Origin of the sequence: Methylomagnum ishizawai (genome assembly GCF_019670005.1) — a bacterium.
Classification (GTDB): domain Bacteria; phylum Pseudomonadota; class Gammaproteobacteria; order Methylococcales; family Methylococcaceae; genus Methylomagnum; species Methylomagnum ishizawai.
The window spans coordinates 4,555,968-4,575,766 of record NZ_AP019783.1; the positions used below are offsets into that span (position 1 = coordinate 4,555,968).

Genomic DNA, 19,799 nt, shown 5'->3' on the forward strand with positions numbered 1-19,799 from the left:
AGGGATATTCCACGCCGCCTATCGCGATCCGCCGATTCCGCCATCGCCGCCGGGTATAACGTATCTTCCGGCAAATCGGCGCTGTCCGCCAAGTACCGGGGGCGACGGCCGGACTTCGCGGTTATCGCGCGCTTTCCGGTGCGACGCCGTATCGCCGACGGGTGGGCGCGGGCCAAAATATTGCCGCGGGCGCTGGCGGATTCATACGCCAGGGCCGACTATATGGCGCGGATGATTCCGCCGCCACGGATTTGGGCCGTATATCCGAACAGCAGAGGAACCCAACCCCATGACCGAACCCCATTTCTTCGGCATCCGCCACCACGGTCCCGGCTGCGCCCGCAGCCTGGTCCGCGCCTTGGAAGAACTGCGCCCCGATTGCCTCTTGATCGAAGGTCCGCCCGAGGGCGAAGACCTGCTCCGCTTCGTCGCCGACTCCGGGATGGAACCGCCGGTGGCCTTGCTGGTGCATTGCCCGGACGATCCGGGTTTGGCCGCGTTCTACCCCTACGCCGAGTTCTCCCCGGAATGGCAAGCCCTGCGCCATGGGCTGGCCCAGGGGATTCCGGTGCGCTTCATCGACCTGGCTTGCGCCGTGGATTTCGCCCTGGGCAAGGGCGTGGCCGGGTCCGCCCCCGAATCCGCGCCGCCCACGGCCTCGGACGTGGACGGCGCCATACCGGAACTGGCCGTCGAACCCGCCCCGGAACCCCTCCCAGCCCAGCGCCACGATCCTTTGGACTGGCTGGGCCGCGCCGCCGGTTATGGCGACGGCGAATCCTGGTGGAACCATATGGTGGAGGAGCGCGGCGATGGCGAGGGTTTGTTCGCCGCCATCCGCGAGGCCATGACGGCACTGCGCGGCGAACTGCCGGAACCCGATCCCGCGTCCCCGCAGGGACGCCGCGAACGCCTGCGCGAGGCCCATATGCGGAAAAGCTTGCGGCAAGCGCGGAAGGACGGTTTCGAGCGCATCGCCGTGGTTTGCGGCGCGTGGCACGTCCCGGCGCTGGAAACCATGCCGCCGCTCAAGGACGACAACGCCCTGCTCAAAGCCCTACCCAAGGTCAAGACCGCCGCCGCCTGGGTGCCGTGGAGCAACGGCCAGTTGAGCTATGCCAGCGGCTACGGTGCGGGGATCGAAGCCCCAGGTTGGTACGAACACCTGTGGCGCTATCCCGACCGCCACCGGGGCATGGTGGCGTGGTTCGCCAAGGCGGCGGGCCTGTTCCGGGCCGAGGATTTGGATTGTTCCTCCGCCCATTTGGTGGAGGCGGCGCGGCTGTCCGAAACCCTGGCCGCCTTGCGCGACCGGCCCTCGCCCGGCTTGGACGAACTGGCCGAAGCCCTCCGCACCGTGGTCTGCCTGGGCGACGATACGCCGATGCGCTTGATCCAGCGGCGCTTGATCGTCGGCGAGCGCCTGGGCCGGGTACCCGCCGACGCCCCGGCCCCGCCCTTGCAGCGCGATTTGGAACGCGAGCAAACCCGCTTGCGGCTCAAGCCCGAAGCCTTGCAGAAAACCCTGGACCTGGATTTGCGCCAGCCCAACGACTTGGCGCGGAGCCGCTTGCTGCACCGGCTCAACCTGTTAGGGATCGGCTGGGGTCGGCGGCAAAACCAGGGCTACGGGGCCAAGGGCACTTTCCATGAAATCTGGACCCTGCAATGGAAGCCGGAACTGGCCCTGGATGTGGTCGCGGCGGGCCGTTTCGGCAATACCGTGCTGGAAGCCGCCACCGCCAAGGCCATGGCCCGTACCGGGGACAATCCCGCCTTGGCGGAACTGGCGCTGTTGGTGGACGAGGTGCTGCTGGCCGATTTGCCCGCCGCCGTGGACGCCGTGGTCGCCGCGCTGGAAGCCCAGGCCGCCATCGCCGCCGACGCCGCCCAATTGCTGGACGCCTTGCCGCCCTTGGCGAATATCGTGCGCTATGGCGATGTGCGCGGCACCGGGGCCGGTTTGGTGCGGCCCGTGCTGGACGGCATGGCCTTACGCGCCGCCATCGGCCTGTCCGGGGCGTGCGCCGCGCTGGACGACGAGGCGGCGGAAAACATGCAGGCGCGGATCGCCCAGGCCCATCCGGCGATCCGCCTCGCCGCCGGGGAGGAACCGCAGGCGGCGTGGCTCTCGGCCCTGGCCGGACTGGCGCGGCAGGACAGCGGGCATGGTTTGGTGCGCGGACTGGCGGCGCGGCTGCGCTTCGACGAGCGGGCCGACGACCTGGACACCACGGCCAAGCATCTCAGCCAAGCGCTGTCCATCGGCCCGGAACCCGCCGCCGCCGCCGCGTGGCTGGACGGTTTCCTCAACCAAAGCGCCCTGGTCCTCTTGCACGACGACACGCTGTGGCGCTTGGTGGATGCCTGGGTGGCGGAGTTGGACGAAACCCAGTTCCAGCGGGTGCTGCCCTTGGTGCGGCGCACCTTCGCCGAATTCAATCCCGCCGAACGGCGGCAACTGGGCGAAAAGGCCGCGGGAGGCGCGCGCCGCGCCGCGCCGGTGGTGGCGGCCGAATGGGACGGGCGGCGGGCCGAATTGCCCCTGCCCTTGTTGCGAACTTTATTGGGACTTTCCGCATGAGCCAATACGACGATCCGCGTTTGCGCCGCTGGCGCTTGATACTCGGCGGCCCCGCCCAGGAAAGCTGTGGCGTCGGCCTCGCCGGCGACGATGCCGCCATCGACCAAGCCCTCGCGGCGTTGTACGACCCCGACGGGCCGGGCGGTTTGCGCGGCGAGCGCCGCGGCGGCAGCGAATCCTCCGCGCCCAGGGTCGCCCGCTGGCTGGGCGATATCCGCAAATATTTCCCGGCCTCCGTGGTGCAGGTGATGCAGAAGGACGCACTGGAACGCCTGAAACTGCGCGACATGCTGTTCCAACCGGAAATGCTGGAAGCGGTGCAGCCCGATGTGCATCTGGTCGCCAGCCTGATTTCGCTCAACCGGGTGATTCCGGCCAAGACCCGCGAGACGGCGCGGTTGGTGGTGCGCAAAGTGGTCGAAGCCCTGACGAAACGGCTGGAAGAACCCATGCGCAGCGCCGTCACCGGTGCCCTCAACCGCGCCGAGCGCAACCGCCGACCGCGGCTGGCCGAAATCGATTGGCACCGCACCATCCGCGCCAATCTGCGGCATTGGCAGGAAGAATACCGCACGGTCATCCCCGAGACCTTGATCGGCTATGGCCGCAAATCGCGCCGCACCCAGCGCGAGGTGATCCTGTGCATCGACCAGAGCGGCTCGATGGCGGCTTCGGTGGTGTATTCCAGCATCTTCGGCGCGGTGCTGGCTTCCTTGCCCGCCGTGCAGACCCGGCTGGTGGTGTTCGATACCTCGGTGGTGGATTTGAGCGACCAACTCGACGATCCGGTGGAACTGCTGTTCGGGGTGCAATTGGGCGGCGGCACCGATATCAACCGCGCCATCGGTTATTGCCAGGGCTTGGTGCGCGAGCCGCACAACACCATCCTGGTGTTGATCTCGGATTTGATCGAAGGCGGCGTGGCCCAGCAGTTGTTGCGGCGGGCGGCGGAATTGGTGGATTCGGGCGTGCAGTTCATCACGCTGTTGGCGCTGAGCGACGAGGGCGCGCCGGTCTACGACCATCGCCTCGCCGCCCAATTGGCCGCGCTGGGCGTGCCGTCCTTCGCCTGTACGCCGGACCTGTTCCCGGAATTGATGGCGGCGGCGATCCGGCGCGAGGATATTGGGTTATGGGCGGGGCGGCGGGGCATCGCGGCGGCGCGGGAGGCGCGGTAGGAAAATTGGCGGGAAACCGCCCCGGTACCACAAGGCGCGGTACCGGGGCCAAGGCGGGAAGTCCGGCCCGGATTACGGGGCCAGGGTGCCGACCAAGGCGCGCATCGCCGGTTTGGTCGAGATCAGGCACACATGGATTGCATGGCTCGATAGCGGCGGGCGATAACCCAGGCTACCCCAGCGTCTCCAACCGAATCCGTTTCACACTTCCCCCAATCGTTGGCAAAGCCTCGATCCGCGCCACGGCTTCATTCAGCTCGCGCTCGCGCACCTTGTGGATCAGCAGGATCACCGGCAACTGGCTTCCACCCTGGGGCGGCTCCTTCTGGATGATGGCCTCGATGCTGATGTTGTGGTTCGCCAGGATGCGGGTCACATCGGCCAGTACGCCCGGCTTGTCCTCGGCGCTCAGGCGCAGGTAATACGCCGTCTCCACCGCCTCGATGGGCAACACCGGAATATCGGCGATGGCCCCCGGCTGGAACGCCAGATGCGGCACCCGGTTGTCGGGGTCGGAAGTCAGGGTCCGCACCACATCGACGATATCGGCCACCACGGCGGACGCGGTCGGCTCGGCCCCGGCCCCCGCGCCGTAATACAAGGTCGGCCCCACCGCGTCGCCCTTGACCAAGACCGCGTTCATCACGCCATTCACATTGGCGATCAAGCGGCGGGCCGGAATCAGGGTCGGATGCACCCGCAATTCGATCCCTTCCGCCGCCCGGCGGGCGATCCCCAACAGTTTGATGCGATAGCCCAAAGCCTCGGCATAGGACACATCCAGCGAGGTGATGCCGCTGATGCCTTCGATATAGACCTTGGCGAATTGCAGCGGGATACCGAAGGCGATGGAGGCCAAGATGGTGAGCTTATGGGCGGCGTCCACGCCCTCCACGTCGAAGGTCGGATCGGCCTCGGCATAGCCCAGCGCCTGGGCTTCCTTCAGCACATCGCCGAAATCGCGGCCCTTCTCCCACATCTCGGTCAGGATGAAATTGCAGGTGCCGTTGATGATGCCGGCCAGCCATTCCACCGTATTGCCGGACAAGCCTTCGCGCAGCGCCTTGATGATGGGGATGCCGCCCGCCACCGCCGCCTCGAACGCCACCATCAGGCCTTTTTCGCGGGCCTTGGCGAAGACTTCGTTGCCGTGCAGGGCGATCAGCATCTTGTTGGCGGTGACGACGTGCTTGCCGGCGTCCAGGGCTTGCAGCACCAAATCCTTGGCGGGGTCCAGGCCGCCGATGAGTTCGACCACGATGTCGATGGCGGGATCGTTGACGATTTCATAGGGATCGGTGGTGAGGCGGATGCCAGCGGTATCGCAGATGCGGGCCTTATCCAACGAACGGGCCGAGGCGGCGACGATCTGGATGTCCCGGCCCGCCCGGCGGGTGATTTCGGAGGCATTGCGTTTGAGGACGCGGACGGTGCCGCCGCCGACGGTGCCGAGGCCGAGCAGGCCGATGGTTACGGGTTTCAAGCTTGATTCTCCTGAGCTTTGGCGAAAAGGGGCGTGGTTATGCCGCGCTGTCCTTGCGCATCATGTTCTTGATGCCGCGGATGGCCTGGCGGGTGCGGTGTTCGTTCTCGATCAGGCTGAACCTGACATGGTCGTCGCCGTATTCGCCGAAGCCGATGCCGGGCGACACCGCCACCTGGGCTTCCAGCAGCATCTTCTTGGCGAATTCCAGGGAGCCGAGATGCTTATATTGCTCGGGAATCGGCGCCCACAGGAACATGGTGGCCTTGGGTTTTTCCACCGCCCAGCCGATGTTGTTCAAGCTGTTGCACAGCACATCGCGGCGGGAACGGTAGAGTTCGCAGATTTCCGCGACGCAATCCTGCGGGCCTTCCAGCGCGGTGATGGCCGCGACCTGGATCGGGGTGAAGGTGCCGTAGTCGAGGTAGGATTTGATCCGGCCCAGCGCCGCGACCAGTTCGCGGTTGCCGACCATGAAGCCGACGCGCCAACCCGGCATGTTATAGCTCTTGGAGAGCGTGAAGAATTCCACCGCCACATCGGTCGCGCCCGGCACTTGCAGGATGGACGGCGCGACATAGCCGTCGAACACGATGTCGGCATAGGCGATATCGTGGACCACCCAGATTTTGTATTCCCGCGCCAGTTCCACCACCTTCTCGAAGAAATCCAGTTCCACGCATTGGGTGGTGGGATTGCCGGGAAAGTTGAGGATCAGCATCTTCGGTTTCGGCCACGAGGTCTTGATGGCCTTTTCCAGTTCCGCGAAGAAATCCACGCCCGGCAGCAAGGGCACATGGCGCACATCGGCCCCGGCCAGCACGCAGCCATAGGGATGGATGGGATAGGCCGGATTCGGCACCAGCACCGCGTCGCCCGGCCCCAGGGTGGCGAACATCAGATGGGCCAAGCCCTCCTTGGAACCGATGGTGACGATGGCTTGGGAATCGGGGTCGAGATCGACGTTGAAGCGGCGTTGATACCAGCCGCAAATGGCCTTCCGCAGGCGGATGATGCCTTTCGACACGGAATAGCGATGGGCCGTGCCTTTCTGGGCGACTTCGACCAGCTTATCGACGATATGCTGGGGCGTGGCGCGGTCGGGATTGCCCATGCCGAAATCGATGATATCGACCCCGGCCGCCCGCTCCTTGGCCTTGAGGTCGTTGACGATGTTGAAGACGTAGGGCGGCAGGCGTTTGATGCGTTGGAATTCTTCCATGCGGGACTCTTTAGAGGTGGGATTTCTAGGAAAAACGCTGGCTTGAAGCCAAGCGGGTAAAGCTACCGACGCGGCCATGGGCTGTCAACGGGCGGGATGGCATGGCAAGTTTGGGGAGGGTGCGCGAGGTTTCCTTGGCGGCAGGTATCGGCTACCGTTGCGGGCTTTCCCGGAGCCCCGATCCCGCCATGTACAGCCCCGACCCGTCCGCCGCCACCGAAGGGGTGGTCAAATACCACATCGATTTCACGCCCGCGCCCGCGCCGGACTGGTCGCTTCTGGCCGAACTGGACGCTTGGCGCGGCTTGTTGTTCAAGCTGGGGCTGACGGGATTGGACCCCGCCCGCTACGGCGGCTTGGCCTATGGCAATGTCAGCCTGCGGACCGGGGGCGACCGTTTCCTGGTCAGCGGCACCCAGACCGGCGGCATCGAGCGGTTGACGGCGGCGCATTACTGCTGGGTCACGGATTTCGCGGTGGAGCGGAACGCCTTGACGGCGACGGGACCGATCCGGCCCTCGTCGGAAGCGCTGACCCATGCCGCCGTGTACCGGGCGGCTCCAGGAATAGGCTGCGTGCTGCATGTGCATGCGCCGGAATTGTGGCGGCGGGCGGCGGGCTTGGGCCTGCCCGTCACCGATCCGGCCATCGCCTACGGTACGCCCGCGATGGCGCTGGCGGTCGGAGCCTTGCTGCGACAACCGGGAACGCGGGTCATCGCCATGGGCGGGCACGAGGACGGCTTGATCGCCGTGGGGGAAACGGTGGACGCCGCCGCCATCCCCTTGATCCGTAAGCTGGCGGAGGCGGCGGCGCAAAATAATTAGGCGTTATCGGCATTTTTTCGCGGGCCGGTTAAATCCAATCCGGCCCCGGCCTCCGTATAGGGGGATGTGGACGCAGTCCACTGCTTCACCTATCGAAATATGGAGGTCTTTATGTTCCATGCGCGTTTATTACCGTCCTGCCTGGCGACCGCGCTGCTGGCCGGGATCGTTTCCACACCGGCCCAGGCCGCCAGCCACCGCGAAGCCCCCTTGATCGCCCAGCAACCGGCGGCGGATATCACCGATGTCTACGCCTTCCGTAGCTGGAAGAACCCCGCCAACGCGGTGTTCATCATGAATGTGATCCCGTCCCAGGAACCCAGCGCCGCTCCCAATTATTTCTTTTTCGATCCCGGCCTGGTCTATGAATTCCACCTGGATACCAACCAGGATGGGATGGCCGACGATATCGTCTATCAAGTCAGGTTCGCCACCGAGCTAAGGTCGCCGTTCGACGATCTGCCGCTGTCCTTCGCCGGGGTGGACACGGTGCCGGGCTTGCCGCCCGCCATCCGCCATCTGGACGGTCCCGGCTCGGAAGGGCTGGGCCTGCGGCAGAGCTACACCGTGACCCGCATCGCCAATGGCGTTGCCAGCGAGGTGGGGCATGGGTTCGCCGTGCCTTCCAACACCGGGCCGCGCACCATGCCCGATTACGAAGCCCTGGCCGCCGAGGGCATCGTGCCGCTGGCGGGCGGGGGCATGGCCTTCGCCGGGCAGCGCGAGGAAACCTTCTACATCGACCTGGGCGCGACCTTCGATACCCTGAACTTCCGCCAAGCCCCCATCCTCAGCCCGGACCAGGACGCCGAGCGGACCAGGAATCCCTTCGGCAACGATATGTTCTCCGGCTTCAATGTCAGCAGCATCGCGCTGGAAGTGCCCATCGGCCAACTCGGCGGCGATCCCAAGGCGGTGGTCGGTTTCTACGCCTCGACCAGCCGGGTCGCGGCCAACGGCGATCTCCGGCCATTGGCGCGGATGGGCAATCCCCTCATCAACGAATTGGTGATCGGCACCGGCATGAAGGACGTCTGGAACATGACCGACCCCAGCAAGGAGGCCAAATTCCTGGATTTCTATTTGAATCCCAGGCTGGCGGGCTTGCTCAATCTGGCGTTCGGGACCAATTTCCAGACCACCAACCGCACCGATTTGGTCCAGGCGTTGCTGCGCTATCCCGGCCAGAAGCCCGGTGCTTGCACCAAGGCCAATCCTTGTTCCGAATTGCTGCGCTTGAACCTCGGGGCGATGCCGACCCCGCCCGGCAAGCAACAGCGTTTAGGCGGTTTGGCGGGTGATGGGGCCGGTTTCCCCAATGGCCGCCGTCCCAACGACGACGTGACCGATATCGCGCTGCGGGTGGTGGCCGGTGCCTTGCTGGGGCCGGTGCCGGCCCTGGGCGATGGGGTCAATTTCAACATCGGCGCGAAAGGTTCCCACCTGACCGCCAACGGCATCTACACCGAGTTCCCCTATCTGCCCACGCCCTACGATGGCCGCGACCGCCGCCATATCGATTGCGGCGAGGCCAAGGCCAATCCGTGCTGAGTTGAGCGGGCGGGGTCCGCGCCAGCGCGGCGCGGACCCGTTTTCCCAAAGGAGGAAGCGCGATGCGATGGAGGAGTGTGTGCCTAGTCTTGGCGCTGCACGGCCTGGGCGCGGCGGCGGAGCCTTATATCCCCGTGGAGGATGCCGTGGTGCTGGAACGCCTGCCGGTGGCCGGGACCGAGCGCCGCGAATTGCGCCGGGCGCGGGCGGAACTGGCCGCGCAGCCGGGCGGGCCTGGACCGGCCTTGGCCTTGGCGCGGCGTTATATCGCCCTGGGCCGGGCCGAGGCCGACCCGCGTTATTACGGCCATGCCGAGGCGGTATTGACGCCTTGGCTGGAACGGCCCGACCCGCCGCCCGAGGCGTGGGTATTGCGGGCGACCTTGCTGCAAAACCGCCATGATTTCGCGGCGGCGCTGCGCGACCTGGACGCGGCGCTACGGCGCGATCCCCACTCGGCCCAGGCTTGGCTGACCCGCGCCGCGATCCAGGAGGTGCAAGGCGATTATCCGGCGGCGCTGCGGAGTTGCTGGGCCTTGGCGGGCTTGGACGCATCCCTGGGCGCGGCGGTGTGCCTGGGTTCGGTGTCCAGCCTCGCCGGGCGCGGGGAAGCCGCCTATCGACAGCTGCGGGCGGCGGTAGCGGATAGCGGCGCGGAGGATCGGGACGAATTATTGTGGGCACGGACCACCTTGGCCGAAATGGCCGAGCGCCTGGGCCATGCCGACGAGGCCGAGGCGGATTACCGCGCCGCTTTGGGCCTGGGGCGGCGCAGTCCTTATCTATGGGCGGCCTATGCCGATTTCCTGCTGGACCACGACCGGCCCGCCGAAGTGGTCGGATTGCTGGAGGATCAGGTCCGCGCCGATGGCTTGCTATTACGGCTGGTCTTGGCCGAACAGCGCCTAGGGCGTCCCGGTTTCGCGGGCCATGCGGCGGACCTCGCGGCCCGCTACGCCGCCAACCAGGCGCGGGGCGATGCCAGCCATCTGGGCGAGGAATCGCGCTATGCCCTGCGGATCGGCCACGATCCGGCGGCGGCGCTGCGGCTGGCCCAGGCCAATTGGTCGGCCCAGCGCGAACCCCGCGATGCGCGGGCCTTGCTGGAAGCGGCCCAGGCGGCGGGACAACCGGAAGCGGCCCGGCCCGTGTTGGATTTCCTGGCGCGTAGCGGACTCCAGGATGTCCGGCTCGCGCCCCTGGTCGCCGCCCTGGCGGGAGGTACCCGATGATCCGGCTTATGGCTTGGGTATTGGCGCTCTGGCTGGTCGCCGCCGCCGCCCTGGCCCATAAGGCCAGCGATAGCTATCTGAGCTTGGAAACCACGGCGGCGGGTGTCGCCGGGCGCTGGGATATCGCTTTGCGCGATCTGGACGAGGCCGTGGGCTTGGATGGCGACGACGATGGCGCGATCACCTGGGGCGAGCTGCGCAGCCGGGCGGCGGCGGTCCAGTCCTATGCCCTGGCCCGGCTCAAGCTGGAATCCGGCGGCGGGCCTTGCCCCTTGGCACCGGGAGAAATGCGGGTGGACCACCATAGCGACGGGGCTTATGCCGTGCTGGGTTTCGCCGCCCGTTGCGCCGCCGGACCGGAGCGACTGACGGTGGAATACCGGCTGTTGTTCGACCTGGACCCGCAACACCGGGGCTTGCTGCGGCTGACGGCGGATGGAACCACGCAGACGGCGGTGTTCGCGCCCACGGCGGCGCGGCAGGTATTCGAGGCCGGGTCCGCGCCCTGGCGGGGCTTCGTCCAGTATGTGGAGGAAGGGATTTGGCATATCTGGACCGGCTACGACCATCTCCTGTTTTTGTTGAGCCTGTTGCTGCCCGCCGTGCTGGTGCGCGAGGCGGGGGCGTGGCGGCCCGCGCCAAGGTTCCGCGACGCGCTGTGGGACGCGGTGCGGATCGTCACCGCCTTCACCCTGGCCCATTCCCTGACCTTGAGCCTTGCGGCGCTGGGGTATCTGGCCCTGCCTGCGCGTTGGGTGGAAGCGGCCATCGCCGCCTCGGTGGTCGCCGCCGCCTTGAACAATATCTTCCCGCTGCTCCATGGGCGGCGGGCGCGGTTGGCGTTCTTGTTCGGCTTGGTGCATGGGCTGGGTTTCGCCAGTGTGCTGCTGGACCTGGGCCTGTCCCCGGCGTTGCGCTTGGTGGGTTTGGCGGGGTTCAACCTGGGGGTGGAGGCAGGGCAATTGGTCTTGGTGGCCGGGTTCCTGCCCCTGGCCTATGGCCTGAGCCGCTCGCCCTGGTATCCGCCTGCGGCTTTGCGCTGGGGGTCCGCCGCCATCGCGCTATTGGCCGGTGTGTGGCTGGTGGAGCGCGGCTTCGATCTCAAGCTTTTATCCTTCCAAAGTTAGAGCATTTCGGTTTTGGCAATGCATAGCCTCCCGCGGGGGTTTCCAAGTTCCACTTGGGAACCCCCGCGGGAGGCTTCAGCTTGGCGCGGGCGCGGGCCGGAACTGATTGTCCAACCCGACCAGGGCCAAGAAGGTGCAATCGGTCTCGGCATGGACTTCCTCGTGCAAGGTGCCGGGGTCGGCGCGGCAATAATCGCCGGGGCCGAGCCGGTGCCCGGACAGGGTGATATTGCCGGACAGCATCAAAAGCTCCTCGGTCTGGGCGTGCCAATGGCTAGGGTAGACACTGCCCGCCGCCATGCTCACCAGATTGCTGGCGTAGTTGCGGGCCGCGTCGAAGTGCAAGGTTTTCACCCGGATGCCGGGCAATCCGGTCTCTTGCCAATCCATGCGCCCGGCGAAGACGACGGCGATGCCGGGACTCAGTGCCACCTGGGCGGGCGGCGGGGCCGCTTCGGCGCGGATGGCCGACAACAGCCGTTGTTTCAGGCGCGGCGGCGGCGACGACTCGGGCGCGAGTCCGCCCAGCGCGGCGGCGGCTTCGGCCAACCGGACCAGTTCGTCGCGGGCGGCGGCGTCGTCTTGCAAGCGGGACTCGAAGCGCGAGCGCTCCTCCCCGTCCAATAAACCCAGCGCGTGCAGCGCGGCCAGACCGACCCAATCGTCGGTGATATCGCTCATAACAGCCCGTCCTCCCGCCCGCCAAGCAGTTCGCCCAGCCGGCCCAGCCCTTGGCGGATATGGGTTTTGACCGTGCCCAGCGGCAAGCGGCTATATTCGGCGATCTCGCTATGGCTCAAGCCCTGGAAGAAGGCCAGCGCCAGTAATTGGCGTTGGACCGGCGGCAATTGTTCCAGACAATTCCGCACCAGGGCTTGGCGCTGGTCGGCGGCGGCTTGCTCCTCGGGCGGGACCTGGTGGGGGTCGGGCAGCGACTCCGAAGGCTCGTCGTCCAGGGGCGCGGTGTTGGCCCGGTGCGAACGCAGGCGGTCGATGGCCCGGCTGCGGGCGAGCAGGATGAGCCAGGCCCAGGGCGAACCCCGCGATGCGCTATAACTGCCGGCGTCGCGCCAGACTTGCAGGTAGGTGTCCAGGGTGGTTTCCTCCGCGAGGGCTTCGTCTTTCAGGATATATTGGATCAAACCGTGGACCTTGCCGCTGGTGGCGTCGTAGAACGCGGTGAACGCGGCCTCGTCGCCCTGGGCGATGGCCGCCAGCCAAGCGTGGAGTTCGGCGTCGGGGCGTGGTTCCGGCAAGTGCGTTCTCCTTGGATAAAGGTTACGGACGCGGTGGCCGGTTGGATGTGGAATCCGGCGGGCCGATGCGGTCGGCCTAGTGTAAGTCAAGGCGGGAGGCCGGAATGCGACGCCGCGACGCTATCCCGGCGCTTCACGGTCCGCCGGTTTCGATCCGCACCTCCGCCGGCCATTCCCCGACCGTCACCGCGTCCGCCGTGAAGGCCGGACTGGGCCGGCCATTGATCCATACCGCCCGCACGGGCCGGTCCAGCGGTGGCCGGACCACGATCTTGCCGGGCGGCACGGTCAGATCGCCGCCGAGCGTGAGGCGCAATGTCCCATCGCCGCCGCGCTTGAGGGTGTAGTCGAGGACGCCGAACCCGGTCGGCAAGCGCCGCACGCCCACGCCGCTTTCGCTTTCCAGCCAGTCCTTGGGGATGCCCGCTGCCAGCACCAGCGCTTGGTCACTGTCGCGCTCGTAAACGTAAAGGCTACGCACCGCCTTCACGAATTCCGCGCCGATCCAGGCATGGGGCATGTCGCCGATGAACTTGGGCGCTGTGGGGTCGCGCCAGACCACTTCGGCCCAATGGTTCCACGCCTTGGGGCGCTGGCCGGCCATGAGGAAACCCAGCACGGCCAACGCCTGCCTCCGGCGGCCCAACCGCACCAGCGCCTCGACCGTCCGCACCTCGTAGGGGGTATAGGCGTCCCAGTCCAATTGACCGGCCCGGCGCTTCTGGAAATAGGCCCAGTATTCGTCGAAGGTCTGGCGCAAGGCGTCTTGCGGCAGGTTCGGGAGTTCCCGGCCCAGGTTCACGATCATGGCCGTGGCGTTGGAATCGAAATCCCCGAGTTCCACCGAACCCGGCAAATAGCCGATATTGCGCCGGGCCATCGTGAGTTTCAGCGCCGCGTAGACGTCGGCCCGGAAAGCATCGCGCAAGGCGGCGAAATGGGCGGCTTCCGGGGCGTCCAAGCGCCGCGCCAGTTCGGCGGCGTCGTCCAGCCCGCGCAAGGCCCAGAAATCATCCCAGAACGAATGCACCGGACGGGCCGAATAGCCCTCGTGGCTGATGGATTCCGGCAACAGGCCGTAAAAGGCTTGCCGGTCGGGCGTCCGATATTCCGGGGTCAGGCGCTGGGCCCGCAAGGCTTCGATATACGCCACGGTCTTGACCAGTTGGGGCCACAGGCCGCGCACCAAACCCAGGTCGTGGGTGTAGTGCTGGTATTCGTAGACCGCGTGGATGAATTCGCCGGGGCTGTCGTTCTCCGGAGTGGGGTCCGCGCCATGGCTGTCCACGCAACAGGGAATCTTGCCGTCCGGGTATTGGAACCCGGCATACCATGCCAGGAAACGCCGCACGGTGTCCGGGTAGCCCATGCCCAGCAGGGCCGAGGCCATCACGGTGGAATCCCGGATCCAACCGCGGGCATAGGTGCGGCTACCGGGGAATAGCGCCGGGCCGTCGCGGTTGACGAAGAGATAGGCGAGGTTGCTGCGCACGGCGTCGAGCAGGCCGCGGGCCGCGGGCGGGCCGAGCAATTCGACGCGGGACAACTGGGCTTGCCAACCGTCCAGGCTGGCTTGCAGGGCGGCACGGGCGAAATCCCCGCCCCGGCCCGACCGGACCTGGGCCGCATTGGCGAAGGCGTCCGGATTTAGGTCCGGCACGGCGAGATAGATGTCCCGCGCCGCGCCGGGCGGTAGGTCGAGATCGTATTCGAGGACGGCGGAGGCTTGGCCCTTGGGGTCGTGGACCTTTCCACCACGGGGAAGCTTGCCTTGCGCCAAGGTACGGACCAGCGCATCCCCGGCCAGGGTCCCGAACTGATCGGGCGGCGTCAGCGCCACCACGGTCCGCGCATCGACCCGGATCAACGGCCCTTCCCGCCGGATCGCGTGGATCGGGGCCACGCCGCCGGTCAGGTTCAAGGATTGCCAGGGCGGATTGACCTGGAAAGGCCGCAGCGCCAACCAGAGCTTCACCCGTCGGGCGTCCGGGCCGGTGTTTTCGACCCGGTAGCGGGCATAGAGCGCGGCTTGCGGGCCGTCTGTCGCGTAGGCGGTGATATCCAGGGCGATATTCCGCCCCCGCCAAGCCACCGAGGGCACCGGCAGATAGCCCAGCGCCAGGGAGGGGCTGGGCGCGGCCTCGTTCCAGGTCGTCAATCCGTCTTGGGTGTACAAAAACGGCTCGATGGAAAACGCCGTCCGGTCCACTTCCAAAGCCCCCTCCTCGTTCAGCAAGCCTTCCCGGTCGCCCGCGGCGGCACCGACCACGGTGAAATAGCTTTGCTCGCCCAGGAAATATTTGGGGTAGTGGCCGCGTGGAGCCAACCGGGCGGCGGCTTCGGCGGCGGCGTTGGACGGGGTGGCTCCAGTGGCGGTATCGAGCGAAAGCGCCGCCAAAACCAGGAAACAACGGAGGGAGGATGCAGACATGGTGATCGTTGGGGAAGCCGCGGGTAGGGCAAGGATAGGGAAGATGGGCGGGATTTGACCAGGGCGTGGCGGTAAACCGCCAGGGGGCTACGGGCATGAAAAAGCCGGTTCCAAAGGGGGGGCTGGAACCGGCCTAAACCCACCGTAGGTGCAGACGACGGCAGGGCCAAGATAATCCTGTATTAATCCGGGTCCGGTCAAACCCACTCTGTATCGGCTTGTATCGCCGATACAATCCACCACGATAGAGGGGGGCTCGATCCAGGACGGGATTCGTCAACCCATGGACCCATCCTAGGGTTGGTTTGCGTCCGGGGACTGGATACCCGGTGCCAGTTCCGAGAAATAACGCTCGGGCTGGCTGGCGATTTCGCGGGCGGCCAGGAATTCGGCGTAATAATTGCGCGAAGCGAAACCGAACAAGGGGCTGTCGTATTCCTCCACCATGCGCATGAAATCATGGCCGTAGCGGCCACGGGCGCGTTTCATGCCGTTGATGCCGTGGTTGTAGGAGGTGATCGCCATCGGCCAATTGCCGATATTGGCATAGGCGTATTTCAGGTAACGCGCCGCGCCCTGGGTGGAGGCGATGGGATCGAGCCGGGGGTCGGCGGCACCGTTCATGGGCATGAATTTCTCCGCCGCGCCCTTGGTGAACTGCCAGATGCCGACCGCCCCCGCCGAGGACCGCGCCGCCGCCTGGAACGAGGATTCCACATGGGGCAGGTAGGCCAGTTCCTCGGGCAGGCCGTTGTCGCGGAAAATCTTGCGGAACCGCGCCTCGTAGCGGGTACCGATTTCCAGGCCGCGCAGGAAGCGCTCGCGCATCCCGCGTTGGGAGCGGACGCGCTTGGCGGCGTTGTGGGCCACGGCGCGGAGGTCGCGGCGCTGGCCGCCGGTCAGCAGGGCGGCGGTGGCGCGGTCTTCCGCGTCCAGGGCCGCGCCGGTGTCGAGCTTGCTTTCCAGGGTATACAGGCGGTCCTGCCAATAGCTCCGGCGGTTGGCGACCCAGGCTTTCTGGTCGGCGGTGAGGCTTTCCCCGACGGTGGGGAATTCCAGCACTTCGTAGACGGTGTCGAGATAGCGGTCGTCGTGGATGACCACCACCGCACGCCCCCAGGTCGCATAGACATTGCGCCAGAACGCCACCTGGGCTTCCAGCGCGGCGGGCCTGGGGAAGACGCCGGAATGGCGGGTGTGGTCGGGCAGGGCGCGGTAGGGATTGGGGGGGTGGAGGATGCCGACCGGGCTGGGTTTGGGCGCGGGGGTTTGATGGCCGCAAGCGGCCAGCAACAGCAGCAGCGTCGGCAGGAGGCCGTGGCGTAGATAAGCGGAAAGCATGGGGGTTCCCGGTGTATCCCCGTCCTGGAAGACCCAGGCGGGGCTGATGATGCGTAGCGCCCGGAGGCGATCCCGGTCGAACCGGATGCCCCGCGTGGAAACGCCGATCAACCGGTGACTCGTCGGGATAATTCTAGTGCTTGCCCGGCGGGCGGTAAATTACGGAAGGGGCCGGTGGCCCGGCGGGAATCCGCGGGTGGATGCCAGCGCCGACCGCCGGGGCGGGGCTTGTCGCGCCCTTTTGGTGGAGCCGCCACGGCCATGGGAAACTCACGCCACCCGGTTGTTGTCCCAATCGTCCTAAAGCGCCCCATTCCCCTCCAGCCCCGAGGCCCGACCCCCATGTTGATCCAACGCCCCCCCGACATCCGATCTTCGGAAATCACTCCCCCGGAACTGTTCCACGACCGCAGGCGCTTCCTGCAAATGGCGCTGGGTGCCACGGCGCTGGCGGCACTGCCTCCGGCTTTCGCGGCGGGCCTTCCCCTCGCCGGGATCAGGAAGAGCCAGTACACCGTGGACGACCCGCCCACCCCCTACGAATCCGTCACCACCTATAACAATTTCTACGAATTCGGCACGGCCAAGGAAGACCCGGCCAAATACGCCGGCGGCCTGAAAACCCGGCCTTGGACCATCGCCGTGGAGGGCGAGGTCCACAAGGCCCAAGCCTTCGATATCGAGGATATCCTGAAAATGGCGCCCTTGGAGGAACGCATCTACCGGCTGCGCTGCGTGGAGGCGTGGTCGATGGTCGTGCCTTGGGTGGGGTTTCCCTTGGCGGAATTGCTCAAGCGGGTGGAACCGACCGGCAATGCCAAGTTCGTGGAATTCACCACGCTGCAAGACGCCGCCCAAATGCCGGGGCAACGCACCCGCGTCCTGGATTGGCCCTACCGGGAAGGCTTGCGCATGGACGAGGCCATGCATCCCTTGACCTTGCTGACGGTGGGACTCTACGGCGAAATCCTGCCCAATCAGAACGGCGCCCCGGTGCGGATCGTGGTGCCGTGGAAATATGGCTTCAAGAGCGCCAAGTCCATCGTCAGGATCAGGCTGGTCGAGCAGCAGCCCCGCACCACCTGGAACGACGCCGCGCCGGGCGAATATGGGTTCTACGCCAACGTCAACCCGGCGGTGGACCATCCGCGCTGGAGCCAGGCCAAGGAACGCCGCATCGGCGAGTTCTTGAAGCGCCCCAGCTTGCCGTTCAATGGCTATGCCGAACAGGTCGCCCCGCTGTATGGCGGGATGGACTTGAAGAAATATTTCTGATCCGTTCGGCGTCGGGGCTGTCTTCGGCACGGGTTCCCAAGCGGGGCTTGGAAACCCGCCCCAGGGCGGATAGCCCCGGATTGCACTGCGTTCCGTCCGGGCGGCGGGCTAGAATAGCCGCCCTTTTCCCTCCGTATCCCACGCCCATGAAAACACCCCGCATCGGATTCGTCAGCCTCGGTTGCCCCAAAGCCCTGGTCGATAGCGAACGCATCCTCACCCAGCTCCGCGCCGAGGGCTACGAGCTTTCGCCCACCTATCAAGACGCCGACCTGGTGGTGGTCAATACCTGCGGTTTCATCGACGCCGCCGTCGAGGAATCCTTGGACGCCATCGGCGAAGCCCTGGCCGAGAACGGCAAGGTCATCGTCACCGGCTGCCTGGGCGAGCGGGCCGACGAAATCCGCGCCCGCCATCCGCAAGTCCTCGGCATCACCGGAGCCCATGCCTACGAGGCCGTGGTCGGGACCGTGCATGAGCATCTGCCGCCGCCGCACCCTCCCTTCGTCGATCTGGTGCCGCCGGAGGGCATCAAGCTCACCCCGCGCCATTACGCCTATCTCAAGATTTCCGAAGGCTGCAACCACCGCTGCTCGTTCTGCATCATCCCGTCATTGCGCGGCGATCTGGCCAGCCGCCCCATCGGCGAGGTGATGGGCGAGGCCGAACGCCTGGTCGCCGCCGGGGTGAAGGAATTGCTGGTGGTGTCGCAGGACACCAGCGCCTATGGCGTCGATCTGAAATACCGCACCGACTTCTGGGGCGGCAAGCCGCTCAAGACCCGCTTCCACGATCTCGCCCAGGCGCTGGGTGGATTGGGCGTGTGGGTGCGGCTGCATTATGTCTACCCTTACCCGCATGTGGACGAGGTGATTCCGCTGATGGCCGAGGGGAAAATCCTGCCCTATCTGGATATCCCGTTCCAGCACGCCAACCCGCGTATCCTCAGGCTGATGAAACGCCCGGCGGCGGCGGAAGATGTGCTGATGCGGATCGAGCGCTGGCGCGGCCTGTGCCCGGACCTGAGCTTGCGTAGCACTTTCATCGTCGGCTTTCCCGGCGAGACCGAGGAGGAATTCGAGGAATTGCTGGATTTCCTGGAGGAAGCCCAACTCGACCGGGTGGGCGGCTTCGCCTATTCGCCGGTGGAGGGGGCCGCCGCCAACACCTTGCCCGACCCGGTGCCGGAAGCGGTCAAGCAGGACCGGCTGGCCCGCTTCATGGAAGTGCAGGAGCGCATCAGCGCCGAGCGCCTACAGCAAAGGGTCGGGGGCCGGGAAACCGTGTTGATCGACGAGGTGGTGGAAGAAGGCGCGGTCGCCCGCAGCCGGGCCGACGCGCCGGAAATCGATGGGCAGGTGTTCATCGATGGCGCGACCCAGCTCAAGGTCGGCGAATTCGTCGAGGTGGTGATCGAGGAGGCCGACGAACACGATATGTGGGCGCATCTCGACGGCTAGGGCGGCGGCGGACGGCCCGGGGGCCGTCCATGCGGGCGGGCTCAGTGGTGATGGCCACCGGCACCATGGACATGGCCATGGTCGAGTTCTTCGGCGGTGGCGTCGCGGATGTCGGTGACTTCCACATCGAAGGTGAGGGCGATGCCGGCCATGGGATGGTTGCCATCCAGGATGACCTCGTCCTCGTCCACGCCGAGGACGGTCAGGAGTTGCAGTCCTTCCGGGGATTGGGCCTGGAACTGCATCCCCGGCAGGATTTCATCGACGCCCTGGAACGCGCTCTTCGGCACCGATTGCACCAGGTCGTCGTCGCGGAGGCCATAGGCATTCTCGGGCGCGATGGTGATCTTGAAGGTGTCGCCGACCACACGGTCGGTCAGGGCGTCTTCCAGGCCCGGAATGATGTTCCCCGCGCCATGCAGATAGGCCAAGGGGCCGTGGTCGCGGGAGGAATCGAGGACTTCGCCCTCGTCGTTGGTCAGGGTGTAGTGGATATGCACCACCTTTTGGGTCGCGATCCGCATGGGAAATTCCTTGATTTGAAAGTTAAAATTTCATCATAACGGGTTTTCCCCCGGCTAAACAGCGTTTTCCCGTGACGGGAAGCGGTTTTCAGGCCAGGAAATGGGTATCGGACCGGGATTCGCGCCGGGGCGGGGCCGGGGCGGGTTCGGTATAGACCCGATAGAGGAAATAACCCATCAGCACGGTGAGCAACCCGCATTTCAGGCGCAATAAGAGGCCCAAATACGCGATCCAATGCGGATGGGTGTGCAGGAAATGGTTGATCGACTCGAACCCGTTTTCGATCATGGCGCTATCCTCCCAAGAT

General features: G+C 66.2%; 16 protein-coding genes. 8 read left to right on the plus strand and 8 right to left on the minus strand.

Annotated features, from left to right (window positions below; all coding sequences use genetic code 11):
* The first annotated feature begins 289 nt into the window (after positions 1-289).
* The gene (locus K5658_RS20595) at positions 290-2,584 is read left to right on the plus strand and encodes a DUF5682 family protein (protein WP_221064915.1); all 2,295 of its coding nucleotides are present in this window, start codon (positions 290-292) and stop codon (positions 2,582-2,584) included.
* A complete protein-coding gene (locus tag K5658_RS20600) occupies positions 2,581-3,762 on the plus strand; it encodes a VWA domain-containing protein (RefSeq protein WP_221064916.1) in 1,182 nt (393 codons plus the stop codon). Before K5658_RS20595 ends, K5658_RS20600 begins: the two co-directional genes overlap by 4 nt.
* A 172-nt stretch (positions 3,763-3,934) precedes the next feature.
* Here the strand turns inward: K5658_RS20600 and K5658_RS20605 are convergent, their stop codons facing one another.
* A complete protein-coding gene (locus tag K5658_RS20605; protein WP_221064917.1) occupies positions 3,935-5,245 on the minus strand; it encodes a homoserine dehydrogenase in 1,311 nt (436 codons plus the stop codon).
* 37 nt (positions 5,246-5,282) lie between these two features.
* Positions 5,283-6,467 (minus strand): alanine transaminase, encoded by a 1,185-nt coding sequence (gene alaC / locus K5658_RS20610; RefSeq protein ID WP_221064918.1) that lies wholly within the window; start codon positions 6,465-6,467, stop codon positions 5,283-5,285.
* A 101-nt stretch (positions 6,468-6,568) separates the two neighbouring features.
* Between alaC and K5658_RS20615 the strand changes: the two genes are divergently transcribed.
* The 4 genes from K5658_RS20615 (at position 6,569) to K5658_RS20630 (ending at position 11,204) form a co-directional block, all read left to right on the plus strand.
* Positions 6,569-7,294, plus strand: a complete 726-nt coding sequence (locus tag K5658_RS20615; RefSeq protein WP_246628524.1) for a class II aldolase/adducin family protein — start codon at positions 6,569-6,571, stop codon at positions 7,292-7,294.
* Between the two features lie 111 nt (positions 7,295-7,405).
* Positions 7,406-8,845: a DUF4331 domain-containing protein gene (locus K5658_RS20620; protein ID WP_221064919.1), complete on the plus strand. Its 1,440-nt coding sequence runs from the start codon at positions 7,406-7,408 to the stop codon at positions 8,843-8,845.
* Between the two features lie 62 nt (positions 8,846-8,907).
* Positions 8,908-10,077: a hypothetical protein gene (locus K5658_RS20625; protein ID WP_221064920.1), complete on the plus strand. Its 1,170-nt coding sequence runs from the start codon at positions 8,908-8,910 to the stop codon at positions 10,075-10,077.
* Positions 10,074-11,204 carry a HupE/UreJ family protein gene (locus K5658_RS20630; RefSeq protein ID WP_221064921.1) on the plus strand — a complete coding sequence of 377 codons (1,131 nt, stop codon included), beginning with the start codon at positions 10,074-10,076 and terminating at the stop codon, positions 11,202-11,204. The genes K5658_RS20625 and K5658_RS20630 overlap by 4 nt, the downstream gene beginning before the upstream one ends.
* Positions 11,205-11,279: 75 nt before the next feature.
* Here the strand turns inward: K5658_RS20630 and K5658_RS20635 are convergent, their stop codons facing one another.
* The 4 genes from K5658_RS20635 to K5658_RS20650 all read right to left on the minus strand — a co-directional run bounded on the left by K5658_RS20635 (position 11,280) and on the right by K5658_RS20650 (position 16,343).
* Positions 11,280-11,885, minus strand: a complete 606-nt coding sequence (locus tag K5658_RS20635) for a cupin domain-containing protein (RefSeq protein ID WP_221064922.1) — start codon at positions 11,883-11,885, stop codon at positions 11,280-11,282.
* Entirely contained in the window at positions 11,882-12,460 is a 579-nt protein-coding gene (locus tag K5658_RS20640; RefSeq protein ID WP_221064923.1) for a sigma-70 family RNA polymerase sigma factor, read from the minus strand. The genes K5658_RS20635 and K5658_RS20640 overlap by 4 nt, the downstream gene beginning before the upstream one ends.
* 133 nt (positions 12,461-12,593) lie before the next feature.
* The gene (locus K5658_RS20645) at positions 12,594-14,891 is read right to left on the minus strand and encodes a glycoside hydrolase family 15 protein (protein ID WP_221064924.1); all 2,298 of its coding nucleotides are present in this window, start codon (positions 14,889-14,891) and stop codon (positions 12,594-12,596) included.
* Positions 14,892-15,185: 294 nt separating this feature from the next.
* Positions 15,186-16,343, minus strand: a complete 1,158-nt coding sequence (locus K5658_RS20650; RefSeq protein ID WP_246628525.1) for a lytic transglycosylase domain-containing protein — start codon at positions 16,341-16,343, stop codon at positions 15,186-15,188.
* A 231-nt stretch (positions 16,344-16,574) separates the two neighbouring features.
* Here K5658_RS20650 and msrP point away from each other — a divergent pair, with 231 nt between their 5' ends.
* Entirely contained in the window at positions 16,575-17,507 is a 933-nt protein-coding gene (gene msrP, locus K5658_RS20655) for a protein-methionine-sulfoxide reductase catalytic subunit MsrP (protein WP_221064925.1), read from the plus strand.
* 146 nt (positions 17,508-17,653) lie between these two features.
* Complete coding sequence (gene rimO, locus K5658_RS20660; RefSeq protein WP_221064926.1) at positions 17,654-18,967, plus strand: 30S ribosomal protein S12 methylthiotransferase RimO; 1,314 nt, start codon at positions 17,654-17,656, stop codon at positions 18,965-18,967.
* Positions 18,968-19,008: 41 nt separating this feature from the next.
* Here rimO and K5658_RS20665 read toward each other — a convergent pair whose 3' ends face one another.
* A complete protein-coding gene (locus K5658_RS20665) occupies positions 19,009-19,491 on the minus strand; it encodes an FKBP-type peptidyl-prolyl cis-trans isomerase (RefSeq protein WP_221064927.1) in 483 nt (160 codons plus the stop codon).
* An 88-nt stretch (positions 19,492-19,579) separates the two neighbouring features.
* Positions 19,580-19,780, minus strand: coding sequence for a hypothetical protein (locus tag K5658_RS20670; RefSeq protein WP_221064928.1), 201 nt, complete (start codon positions 19,778-19,780; stop codon positions 19,580-19,582).
* Positions 19,781-19,799 lie beyond the last annotated feature (19 nt).